The organism is Methylobacterium sp. D54C (assembly GCF_053345595.1).
Genome location: NZ_JBKFAK010000010.1, coordinates 165,807 through 177,453 on the forward strand (window position 1 = coordinate 165,807; position 11,647 = coordinate 177,453).

Consider the following 11,647-nt stretch of genomic DNA (forward strand, 5'->3'; position numbering starts at 1 on the left):
CGTCGCGCGCTCCGTCATCGCGAGCGCAGCGAAGCGACCCAGGGCAGCGCGCCCTCCGTAAGTGTGGCGCGACTGGATCGCTTCGCTTCGCTCGCGATGACGGCGGCCGGGCGTCGGAGGCCGCCCGGTCCCGGCCCGCTACCCCGGCCTGTCCTCCGACCCGGTTCCCAGCGCGCGCTGGACCATGACGCTGTCCGACCAGTGGCCGTACTTGAACCCCACCGCCCGCAGGTAGCCGACCCGCTCGAACCCGCAGGCCTCGTGGAGCCGCAGGGAGGCCGCGTTCTCGGCGTCGATGTAGCCGATCATCTGGCGGTAGCCGCCCGCCGCGCAAGCCTCGATCAGGGCCGGCAGCAGCCGCCGGCCGATCCCCGCGTGCAGGTGGTCGGGATGCACGTAGATCGAGTGCTTGAGGGTGTAGCGGTAGGCCGGCCGCTTCCGGAACGGCACCGCGTAGGCGTAGCCCGCCACCGCGCCGTCCCGGTCGGCCACGAGGTGCGGCAGGCGCTTCTTGCGCATGGTCTTGCGCCGCCGCTTTAGGTCGTCGGGGAGCAGCCGGTCCTCCTCGGCGACGCTGACATCGGTCACGCCCTTGCCGATATGGTGCTCGTAGATCGCCACCATCGCCTCGACATCGGCGTCCGAGGAGGCGCGGATGACGATGTCGGGGCAGGACCGGGCCGGGAGCAGGCCGGGCGTCTCGGCCTCGATCTCCATCAGGCGCCCTCCCGCGCCACGTAGGTGTGGAAGCGGATCCGCCCGTCCGGGTCGACCTCGCGGTAGACGCCCTGGATCTCGGCCTCGAAGCCCGGGAACAGGTTGGCGGACGCCTCGAACATCTTGAAATAGTCGAGCATGGGCTTGGCCCGGTCGTCCAGGCGCTCACCGGGCAGCACCGTGCCGATGCCCGGGGGGTAGACCAGCATCAGCGTGGTGGCGATCCGCCCCTCGGCCTCGGCGATCGGCACGTAGTCGACCTTGTTGCGCGTCAGCAGCTGGGCGGCCCGCTTGGGCGGCATCACCATCTCGGGCAGGTGCTCGGGGGCGAATTGCCGCCGCTGCAGCGTCGAGGTGCCGGCCTCCCGGTGGAACGCGTGGAACTCGCCGCAGAGGTCGCGCAGGCGCACGCCCCGGTAGCGGTTCGGCCGGCGGTTGACGAATTCCGGCATGGCCTCCTCCAGCGGGACGTTGTCGTCGTGGAGCCGCTTGAAGGCGACGAGGCCCGAGATCAGCGTGCCGGCCTTGGAGGATTCCACCCCCGGGGTCAGCAGGAAGAGCAGCGAGTTCAGGTCGTTCTTCTCGGCGACGATCCGGTTCTCACGCAGGTACTGGGCCACGATCGGCGCCGGCACGCCGTGCTGGGCATAGGCCCCCGTGTGCCGGTCGAAGCCGGGGGTCAGCACGGTGAGCTTGTTCGGGTCGGTGATGGCGTAGCCCGGCGCCACGTGGGTGAAGCCGTGCCAGCGCGCGCCCGGCTTCAGCTCCCAGTGGCGCGGCGTCGCGGCGAGTTCGTCCGTCGGCACGCTCTCCCACGGCACCTCGGCGCCGTCGGCGTTCACCGTCACGTCCGGCACGAAGGGGTCGAAGAACCAGCGCCGCGCGGGATCGCGCTCGTTCTCCTCGAACTCGCGCCGGATCGCCCGGACCTTCTTGCGCCACTCGATCCCGAGCCGGATCGTGTCGTCCCACAGGATCATCCCGGAGCGGCCCTTCATCATCTGGGCGCCGACGTCGAGGGAGGCGAAGAGCGGGTAGAAGGGCGAGGTCGAGGCGTGAACGAGGAAGCTCTCGTTGAGCCGCTTGTGCTCGACCCGCCGGGTCTGGCCGCGGATATGGCCGTCCCGGGTGTGGATCTGCGAGGCCTGGGAGAAGCTCGCGAGCTGCTTGTGGGTCGATTGCGTGGCGACGATGCCCGGCGAGGTCTCGTCGAGGCCGGTCAGCCCCATGGCGAAGCGCCTTGCGTAGAGCGGGTGGAACTTCATGAAGCCCGCCCAGGCCTCGTCGAACAGGATGTAGTCGCAGAGGTGGCCGATCTTCTCCAGGATCTCCTGGGCGTCGTAGATCGTGCCGTCGTAGGTGCACTGCTCGATCACCGCGACGCGGAACGGCCGCTCCCGGCGCCACGCCTCCGGGTCGGTCACCAGCGGGTTGCGGCGGATCTTCTCCCGGATCCGGGTCTCGTCGAGAGCTTCGTGGAAGATCGGCCCGATCAGGCCGTAGGCATTGCGGTCCGTCTCCAGGAAGATCGGGATGCCGCCGCCCAGGAACAGGGCGCCGTGGTGGGCCGCCTTGTGGTTGTTGCGGTCGAACAGGACGAGGTCGTCCTCGGCCACCAGGGAGGACAGGACGATCTTGTTGGAGGCCGAGGTGCCGTTGAGGACGAAGTAGGTCTTCTCCGCCCCGAAGATCTTGGCGGCCTCCTTCTGGGCCTTGAGCGCCGGGCCCTCGTGGGTCAGGAGGTCGCCGAGGTCGAGGACCGAGTTGTCGAGGTCGTCGCGGAAGATCGCCTCGCCGAGGTGCTCCACGAAGATCCGGCCGATCGGCGACCGGTTGTAGAAGATGCCGCCGTTGTGGCCCGGGCAGGTCCAGAGCTGGTTGCCCTTCTCGGCGTAGTCGACGAGCGCGCCGAAGAACGGGGTCTTGAGGGTCTCGGCGTACTGCGTGACCCGGCTGACGAGGCCGCGGGCGATGAATTCCGGCGTCTCCTCGGCGAGGAAGATGTAGCCGTCGATGAAGTCGAGGAGCTCGACCGGGATGTCCTCCAGCCGCTTGCGGCGGACCATGATGACGATCGGCATCTCCAGGCCGCGCCGGCGCATCATGTCGATGAGGGCGGCGGCCTTGCCATCGAGGCCGCGCTTGCCCCAGTCGACCACGAGGCAGCCGACCGCCGCGTCGGTCTGGACCGCGATGGCCGCGTCCTCGACGCGCCGGGCGCGCACCACCTCGAAGCCGCGCTGCTCCACGGCCGCCACGATCTGGTTGACGCGCGCGCCCTCGAGATCGTCCGGGTCGAAGGCCGGGGCGCACATCAGGACCGTGAAGCGACGGTGGAAGTCCATGGAGCCCTCTCTGGCCTCGGATGCAGCGGGTGGCTTTCCGGCCCGTCTGCGACGATTGCATGACACGGCGCGCGGCGGGCCGTCGCGGTCCGGACGAACGGGCGTGATTCGAGCGGTCGGGGACGCGGGATCGCGGCGTCCCACGCTCACGATCTCCGGTCGAACGCTCCGGTCGATCCGGCCCGCTCGGTCATCGCGCGCGCAGCGAAGCGACCCAGGGCAGCGCGACCTCGGTCAGCGTGGCGCGACACCGGATCGCTTCGCTGCGCGCGCAACGACGAAGGCCCGGCGCGATCGACCTGACACGGTCTCACACCTCAGGGTGCGGGGCGGGACTGGAGGCCCGCCGCGGGCAACGCGCGATCGGCCTCACACCCCGCGGCGCCGCTCCCAGACGGCCGGGTTGACCAGCCCGCCCGGCCGCCGGCCGGCGAGGACGTCGACCACGCGGGTCGCGGCGGTCTCGGCGGTGCGGATCAGGGCCGCCCCGGTGGAGCCGCCAACATGGGGCGTCAGGATCGCCCGGGGCTGGCGGGCCAGCGGGTGGTCGACCGGCAGCGGTTCCTGGGCGAAGACGTCGAGCCCGGCGCCCGCGATCGTGCCCGCCTCCAGCGCCTCCACCAGGGCCGCCTCGTCGATCAGGCCGCCGCGGCTGGTGTTGATCAGGAAGGCCTCCCGCTTCATCCGGGCGAGCTGGTCCCGGCCGATCAGGCCGCGTGTGCCCGGGGTCAGCGGCACGTGCAGGGAGACGATGTCGGATTCCGCCAGGAGCGCGTCGACCGAGGCGGCCCGCAGGGCGCCGGCGTTGGCGAAGTCCGCGTCCGGGCGGCTCGGGCCGTAGGCCAGCACCCGCAGGCCCAGGGCGGCGCCGAGCCGGGCGGTCGCCTGCCCGATCGCCCCGAAGCCGACGAGGCCCAGCGTCAGGCCGGCGAGCTCGATCAGCCGGGCGGTGAACTTGAAGCTGTCGTCGCCGGCCCGGACCGAGCGGTCGGCCTCCGGCAGAGCCTTGGCCAGGGCGAAGATCAGCGCCAGCGTCTGCTCGGCCACCGAGACGGCGTTGGCGCCGGGCGTGTTCACCACCACGATCCCGGCCCCGGTCGCCTCGGCCGTGGCGACGTGGTCGGTGCCGGTGCCGTGCACCCCGATCACCCGCAGGGCCGGCGCCGCCGCGATGGCGCGGGCCGGGAAGCCGGTGTTGCGGGTGATGACGGCGACGCAGTCGGCGACCTCGCGCGCCAGCGTCTCGGGATCGGTCCCGCTCGCCGGGCGCGGCTCCAGGCCGGCCGCGCGCAACCGGTCGAGGCCCGCCGTGTGGATCGGCTGGACGATGAGGCACGGACCGGTGATCACAGGGAAAACCTCTGCACTAGAGGAGGGGTGACAGGCACGTTTCGCGCCGGGCCCGTCTAGGCGGGGTGGGCAACCCTGGCAACCGGGCGCCCCGGTCTCCGCCGCGGCGACCCGATCGGACGCGCACGATCCACACCCGATCGCGGCCGGGTCGAGCCCCGCGCCCCCGCCCGGCCCGACGATCCCGGCCGCGCGCCTCGGCCGAAATCCGGTCCGGCCTTTCGCGAAAGCGCCGGCTCGACCGTGCGATGATGGTCGAGGCACTGACAAAGATATCGTTCGGCGTGTAAAGTCAATTTAGAGCGTTCCCAATAGCGATCCCGCAGATCCGTCCTACCTTCGTCAAATAGAATTGTAATTACTCCAAATTCATTTTTGACACATGTAGAGATATTTGCTGCCTTGCTCCGTGATTCGGAGCCTTCGTCACGACAATGCGGTCCCACGACTTCTCAGTACCTGTTTCCACGCGAAACCGGCGCCGGCGGCGCGCGGCCCGGCCGATTCTCCCGATGGCCGTCCTGCTGGGCTTCGTCGGGTCCGGGCTGCACGCCGCCCGCGCGGAGGAGGCCGGGGCCGGCCGGGACGTCCAGCTCGACGAGCTCTCGGTCGAGGGCGCGGCCGCGCCGCGCGGCCCAGTCCCGGCCTATGCCGGTGGTCAGGTGGCGCGGGGCGGGCGCCTCGGCCTTCTGGGTGATACCGAGACCCAGAAGGCGCCCTTCAGCATCGCCAGCTACACCGACACGCTCATTCGGGACCGCCAGGCGCGGACGGTGTCCGAGACCCTGGTCCTCGACCCGTCGGTGCGCGCCACCCAGACCACGGGGGCGCCGTTCGACTCCTTCTCCATCCGGGGCTTCCCGTCCAACGAGAACACCAGCGGCGAGGTCGCCTTCGACGGGCTCTACGGCGTCGCCCCGAGCTTCCGCATCTTCACCGATTACGTGGAGCGCATCGAGGTCCTGAAGGGGCCGTCCGCCGCCCTCACGGGGGTGTCGCCGAACGGCGCGGTCGGCGGCGTGGTCAACATCGTCCCCAAGCGCGCCGGCGCGGACCTCACTCGCGTCACGCTGGATTACGGCTCGTCCGCCTGGGGCGGCAGCCAGGTCGACGTCGCCCGCCGCTGGGGGCCTGGGCGGGAATGGGGCGCCCGCGTCGTCGGCAGCCTGCACGGCGGCGCCACGCCCTTCGACCGCCAGACCGAGACGACCGGCGTCGGGGCCCTGGCCCTCGACTACCAGGGTGACCGGTTCCGCGCGTGGCTCTACCTGCTGGCGCAGACCGACCGCTTCAACGCGCCGCTGCGCCCGTTCCTCCTGCGGGCCGGCGTGCCCGTGCCGCGGGCGCCCGACGGCCGCTTGAACCTGACCCAGCCCTGGGAATACTCAAACGTCGACGATCGCGGCGGCCTGCTGCGCACCGAGTACGACCTGACCGATCAGGTCACGCTGTTCGCGGATGTCGGCGGCGGGCAGACCGGCGTGGAGCGCTACTTCCAGTCGGCGCCGACGATCCTCAACGGCCGCGGCGACACGACCAGCACGCCGCAATTCTACGCGCTGGGCGTCGACCGGCTCACCTACGACGGCGGCGTCCGGGCCCGGTTCGAGACCGGCTTCATCCGGCACGCCCTGACGGTGCAGGGCTCCGTGTACGACGAGGCGACGGCACGGCGGTTCTCGCCCGGCCGTGGCGCCTACCTGTCGAACCTCTACGCGCCGGCCCTCGTCCCGTACATCGCGCCGATCTACGGCGTCGGCCGACCCCGCCTGTCCGACAGCACCCTGTCGGGGATCGCGGTGGCCGACACGCTGTCGGCCCTCGACGAGCGCGTCCTGCTGACCCTGGGCGTGCGCCGTCAGCGCGTGGAGGCGCACAACTACGTGTCGAATGTCGGCACGCTGGCCTCGTCCTACGACAAGAGCGCCACGACCCCGATGGTCGGCCTCGTGGTGCGGCCCTGGGACTCGGTCTCGCTCTACGGCAACTACATCGAGGGCCTGAGCCGCGGCGACGTGGCCCCGGCGGTGGCGACCAATTCCGGCACGATCCTGGAGCCCTACGTGGCCCGACAGGTCGAGGCGGGCGTGAAGCTCGATCTCGGCCGGTTCGGCGCCACGCTCGGCGCCTTTCGGATCACGAAGCCCGCGGGCGAGCTCGGCCCGCAGGGGCGCTTCGCGGCGACCGCCGAGCAGCGCGTCGGCGGGCTCGAGCTGAGCCTGTTCGGCGAGATCACCCCGCAGGTGCGGGTGGTCGGCGGCGTGACCCTGCTCGACGGACGCCTCGTCAGGACGGCGCTCGCCGCCAATCGCGGGAACCGGCCGATCGGCGTGCCGGAGGTCCAGGCGAGCCTGGGGGCCGAGTGGGACCTGCCGGGCTTGCCCGGCCTGACGCTCAACGGCGCGGTCATCTATACCGGGCGGCAGTTCGTCGACCTCGCGAACACCCAGGCCCTGCCGGACTGGGCGCGCCTCGACCTCGGCCTGCGCTACACGACCCGCGTCGCCGAGCGGCCGACGACCTTCCGGGCCAGCATCCTCAACGTGACCGATGCGCGGTACTGGACCGGGGTCGCCTCGTTCGGCACCTTCTTCCAGGGCGCGCCGCGCACCTACCTGCTGTCGATGGCGGTGGATCTCTGAGCCGGGCCGGCGCGGCGCCGGATCCGTCGGACGGCGCGATGTTTCACGGGAAACATTTTCTTAACCCTGAGGGGCGGCCGCGCGGGACCGGCAAGCTGTTGCAGCGGCGCCGTCGCGGCGCGGCGACGGCCGGGTTACCACCGGTCCACCATGACCACATCGAGCTGGCGCACCCTCCGCAACGTGCAGGCCCGGGCGCGGCTAGAGAAGGCCCTGCCGGCCATCTTCCCGGCGCCGGTCCTGCAGCACGCCCTCGCGCGGCCCCTGATCCCGCCGACGCCGCGGCTCGCCGTCGAGAGCTACTGGCGCAACCACATCCTCCGGGCCGACCGGCTCGCCCGGGCGCTGGCGGCCCGCTCCGGCACGCCCGAGGGCTGGGCGTGGCAGATCGGGGCCGAGGGGCGGGCCGGGAGCTTCCGCACGCCGCCCGCGCCGTTCCGCGATCCGGCCTTCGCCCGCGGGCGGGGCGCCTGCTGCATCTGCGGCCAGCCGGTCTACCGGTTCGGCTGGCACCGGGATCTCTGGGCGCGCGGCGCGCCCAACACCAATGCCGGCTGGCACGCGGCCTGTGTCGCGGCCTGGAAGTTCTGGATCGCGCCCCACGTCCAGGTCCGGGCGCTGAAGCTCCGCCAGCGCCACCGCTGCACCACCACCGGCAAGCGCCTGCTGAAGACCGCCGAGGTCGACCACCTGCTGCCGCTCTACCGGGTCTGGCGCGAGCACCGCGACGCGCCATGGCCGGAGCTCCTCGGCTACTGGGGCGCGCCGAACCTGCAGGTGGTCAACCGCGCCGCCCATCTCGACAAGTGCCGCGACGAGGCGGCCGAGCGCTCCCGGACCGTGCAGCGCGCCCGTTTCCGGGTGGTCGAGGACGAGTCCGGGTTCAGCGTGGTCGAGGAGGAGTGACCGGCCTGGTCAGCCGTCCAGGGCCTGGAGAGCCCGCGACAGGTCGGCCAGCAGGTCGGCCTCCGCCTCCAGGCCGACCGACAGGCGCAGCAGCCCGTCGGTGATGCCCGCGATGGCGCGCGCCTCCGGGTCCATCGCCGCGTGCGTCATGGTCGGCGGATGGGCGATCAGGCTCTCGACGCCGCCGAGCGACTCGGCCAGCGTGAAGACCCGCAGGGCCTCCACGAAGGTCCTCACCGCGTCGCGGCCGCCGGCCAGCTCGAAGCTCAGCATCGCCCCGAAGCCCGCCTGCTGGGCCTTGGCCAGGGCGTGCCCCGGATGCGTCGGCAGGCCCGGATAGTGGACCCGCGCCACCGCCGGATGGGCGTCGAGGAAGGCCGCCAGGGCCGCGGCGTTGCGCTGCTGCTGCTCCACACGGACGAACAGGGTGCGCAGGCCCCGAAGCGTCAGGTAGGCGTCGAGGGGCGAGCCGGTGACGCCGATCGTGTTCGCCCAGGCGGCGAGGTCCTCGCCCATCGCCTTGTCGGCGGCGATCACGGCCCCGCCGATCACGTCGGAATGGCCGTTCAGGAACTTGGTGGTGGAGTGGACGACGAGATCCGCCCCGAGGGCGATCGGCTGCTGCAGGGCGGGCGACAGGAAGGTGTTGTCCACCACCGCCAGCGCGCCGGCCGCCTTCGCGTCCGCGGTGATCCGCCGGACATCGACCACGCGCATCAGCGGGTTGCTCGGGGTCTCGATCAGCACGACCTTCGGCCCCTGGGCCAGGGCCGCCGCCAGCGCGTCCGGATCGGTCTGGTCGACGAAGGCGACGCGGTAATGGCCCCGCTCCGCGCGGAAGCTGAGCAGGCGGTGCGTTCCGCCGTAGCAATCGTGCGGCGCGACCAGGAGATCGCCGGGCCGCAGGCTCGACAGGGCGAGGTCGAGGGCCGCCATGCCGCTCGCCACCAGGACGGCGCGGGCGCCGCCCTCGAGCTTGGCGATCGTGTCGGCCAGCGCGTCCCGGGTCGGGTTGCCCAGGCGCGAGTAATCGTAGGGGCCGGGCTGCTCGAAGGCCGGGAACTTGAAGGTCGTCGACAGGTGGATCGGCGCGATCACCGCACCGAAGGCCGCGTCCTGGGCCACGCCGTTGGCCGCCGCGACGGTACGCGCCGCTAATCCCTCTGACATCGCCTCGTCCTCCACGCAGAGATCGCCCGCCCCGTCCGACCGGGGCGGGCGAGCGTTCTTTATGGAGAACGGATCAGACTTTCAAGAGAACGAGAGGGTCATTTCGGCGGCTCGGTGGTCCTGGCCGGTGTCGACCGCCAGGGCGCCATGCTGGCGAAGACCTCGTCCCGGCGTATCAGCGCGTGCAGCAGCGCCGCCGCCAGATGCGCGAGGATCAGGGCGAACAGCCCGTAGGCCAGCGCGGTGTGGAGCCGGCGCAGGGCCGCGTACAGCATCGGGTCCTGCGGCAGGATCGGCGGCAGGACCACCGGGCCGGCGAGGATGACGGGGTAGCGCGCCGCCGATAGCATCGCCCAGCCGACGAGCGGCATGGCCAGCATGAGGCCGTAGAGCAGGATGTGCGAGGCGTGGGCCGCGCGCTTCTGCCAGCCCGGAAGATCCGTCGGCAGCGGCGGCGGCGCGTGGCGCCAGCGATAGGCGAGTCGGAACCCGGCGAGGACCAGGATCAGGATCCCGAGCGGCCGGTGCAGGGCGACGAGGGTGCCGTAATCGGCGAGGGAGGTCACCATGGCGACGCCGATCAGCAGCATGGCCAGGATCAGCGCCGCCATGGTCCAGTGGAGCAGGCGCGCGGGCCGGTCGAAGCGGTCGGGCTCGGTCACAGGGCGGCTCCGTGGATCGCGGTGCCGGTGACGGCGCTCTGCGTCTTGGCCTCGCCGGCGCGGCGGGTGACGGACTGGGCGTAGGCCGCCGACCGGGCGCTCAGCAGCGGGTCGTCGCTCGGCGCGATGCCGTCCGGCAGCACCAGCGGATCGAAGTTGATGTCGCGGCAGGTGGCGGCGGCCTCCGGCGTCGCCGCCGTGAGGGTCAGGGTCCCGACATCCACCGTCTCGCGGTCGGCCGGCCAGGGCCGCGTCGCGTCGGCGGTCGGGTCGCCGGCCTGGCCGAGCGTGACGATCAGGTGCCAGTGCCGGGGGCCCTGGGCCAGCTGCGCGGCGAGCGCGTCGAACAGGGCGTTCGCGCCGCCCGGTGCGGCCTCGGCCGCCGGCGCCGGGTCGGGGACCATGGCCCAGCGCACCGGCCGGGCGGCGCCGTCCGCGGCGACGAACCGGAAGGCGTTCAGGCTCCAGTAGGTGCTGTCGGCGAAGCCCGCGGTCACGGTCCGCGCCTTGATCAGCGCGGCGGCCTTCGCGCTCTCCGGATGGTCCGCGAAGAAGGCCTTCAGGCGCTCCGGATCCGGCTTGCCGGTGGCCGGATCGGGATTGGCCGCGAGGAGCTGCGCGTAGAAGGCCTCGGGTGTGCGCACCGGAAAGACCGGGATGTTGTTCATGCCGGTGCGCCAATCTTCGCCGTCCGGCAGCCGGAAGCGCAGGGCGAGGCTGCGCACGGTGGCGGCGGCGTCGGCCGCGTAGGGCTGGCCGCCGGCCAGCGCCACCCGCCCCTCGACCGGCGTCACGTGTCCCGCCGCGAACACGCCCGCCTTCGAGAGGCGCGCGCCCGCGCCGCTGCCCGTGAAGCGGCCCGCCACGCACATCCCCTTGGCGTGGTTGCGTCGGAAGCCGGGATGCGGCCCGTTCACCTGCTCGAACCGGTCGATGATCCGGGCCGGCGTGAGCTGGCCGGGCGAGAGCCAGCCGCCGGCATACGCGAAGGTGCCGGCGGTCCCGGCCAGGGCCGCGCCGATGGCGGACAGGCGCAGGAGCAGGGCGGTCCCGGTCATGCCGGGGGACGCACCCGTGAGATCGTGCAGCAGCGTCATCGAGTCCCTCAGGATCAACCGCGATCACGCCTCTTCGCGCGCCCGCCGCGATGGTTTCAGCCGGTGCGGGTCCCGCGCAGCGCCGGGGGAGCGCCCGCGTCGACCGGTGGGGGTGCGGGCCGGCGAGCGGGCCGGCCGACCGCGATCCGTGAGCCGTGCGTCCCGGTCGGGGCCGCCCCGCGCTCGGCCCCTTGCGCAAGGCGGTTCGGGTCCTTAGATCCGCCTCATCGGTCACGACGGCACGCCGTCCGCCGGAACTTCCTCAGCATTACCAGCCAGCACCGATCTTTCGGGATCGCGACGCTGTCGGGCGCGAGCGCAGGCTCGACCCGGACCGGGTGTGTGAGGGAGCGTCCATCGTCCAGCGCCGCACCGAAGGGCCTCCGGGCCGTTCCGCGTCGCGCTCTGTCGACGGAGGCACCGAGATCCGGTTCGGCCGGTTCGGTTCCGTCGCCGGGGAAAAGGGTGGTTGACAGGAAAGTCCGGAGCAGCTTATACGGCGCCTCCCGACGCGGTCCGGAAGAAAAACGGGGCGGGTTGGACGGACTTACCGAGATTTAGAAAAGTAAATCTGGCGAAAGCCGAGCTACTTGACTTCTTCTTAACCGGTAATTACGAGAGTGATTACTGATCTTTGACAAGTTGGAATGAGGAAGGGAGACGCGGGCGGCGTTTGTCCTTGCGGCTGGGTCTTAGGACCTGGCGTGAGTAGACTTGTGCCGATCTGTTGTTCTTCTTTCTGAGCTCACCGACGGGTG

8 protein-coding genes are annotated in these 11,647 nt (G+C 71.9%); 2 read left to right on the forward strand and 6 right to left on the reverse strand.

Annotation, left to right across the window (positions count from 1 at the left end; all coding sequences use genetic code 11):
- Positions 1–138: 138 nt before the first annotated feature.
- The 3 genes from ACLBYB_RS20010 to ACLBYB_RS20020 all read right to left on the reverse strand — a co-directional run bounded on the left by ACLBYB_RS20010 (position 139) and on the right by ACLBYB_RS20020 (position 4,412).
- Entirely contained in the window at positions 139–717 is a 579-nt protein-coding gene (locus ACLBYB_RS20010) for a GNAT family N-acetyltransferase (protein WP_020093947.1), read from the reverse strand.
- Positions 717–3,062 (reverse strand): Orn/Lys/Arg family decarboxylase, encoded by a 2,346-nt coding sequence (locus ACLBYB_RS20015; RefSeq protein ID WP_091979049.1) that lies wholly within the window; start codon positions 3,060–3,062, stop codon positions 717–719. Before ACLBYB_RS20015 ends, ACLBYB_RS20010 begins: the two co-directional genes overlap by 1 nt.
- A gap of 369 nt (positions 3,063–3,431) precedes the next feature.
- Positions 3,432–4,412: a hydroxyacid dehydrogenase gene (locus tag ACLBYB_RS20020; RefSeq protein ID WP_447699770.1), complete on the reverse strand. Its 981-nt coding sequence runs from the start codon at positions 4,410–4,412 to the stop codon at positions 3,432–3,434.
- A gap of 512 nt (positions 4,413–4,924) precedes the next feature.
- Here ACLBYB_RS20020 and ACLBYB_RS20025 point away from each other — a divergent pair.
- Both ACLBYB_RS20025 and ACLBYB_RS20030 read left to right on the forward strand, forming a co-directional pair.
- Entirely contained in the window at positions 4,925–7,054 is a 2,130-nt protein-coding gene (locus ACLBYB_RS20025; RefSeq protein WP_447699771.1) for a TonB-dependent receptor, read from the forward strand.
- 150 nt (positions 7,055–7,204) lie between these two features.
- A complete protein-coding gene (locus tag ACLBYB_RS20030) occupies positions 7,205–7,960 on the forward strand; it encodes a hypothetical protein (protein ID WP_447699772.1) in 756 nt (251 codons plus the stop codon).
- 9 nt (positions 7,961–7,969) lie between these two features.
- Here the strand turns inward: ACLBYB_RS20030 and metB are convergent, their stop codons facing one another.
- From metB to ACLBYB_RS20045, 3 genes are all read right to left on the reverse strand, one after another.
- On the reverse strand, positions 7,970–9,130 hold the full coding sequence (gene metB / locus ACLBYB_RS20035; RefSeq protein WP_447699773.1) for a cystathionine gamma-synthase: 1,161 nt from the start codon (positions 9,128–9,130) through the stop codon (positions 7,970–7,972).
- A 98-nt stretch (positions 9,131–9,228) separates the two neighbouring features.
- Positions 9,229–9,792 carry a cytochrome b gene (locus tag ACLBYB_RS20040; protein ID WP_447699774.1) on the reverse strand — a complete coding sequence of 188 codons (564 nt, stop codon included), beginning with the start codon at positions 9,790–9,792 and terminating at the stop codon, positions 9,229–9,231.
- Entirely contained in the window at positions 9,789–10,889 is a 1,101-nt protein-coding gene (locus ACLBYB_RS20045) for a catalase family peroxidase (RefSeq protein WP_447699775.1), read from the reverse strand. The genes ACLBYB_RS20040 and ACLBYB_RS20045 overlap by 4 nt, the downstream gene beginning before the upstream one ends.
- Positions 10,890–11,647: the final 758 nt, after the last annotated feature.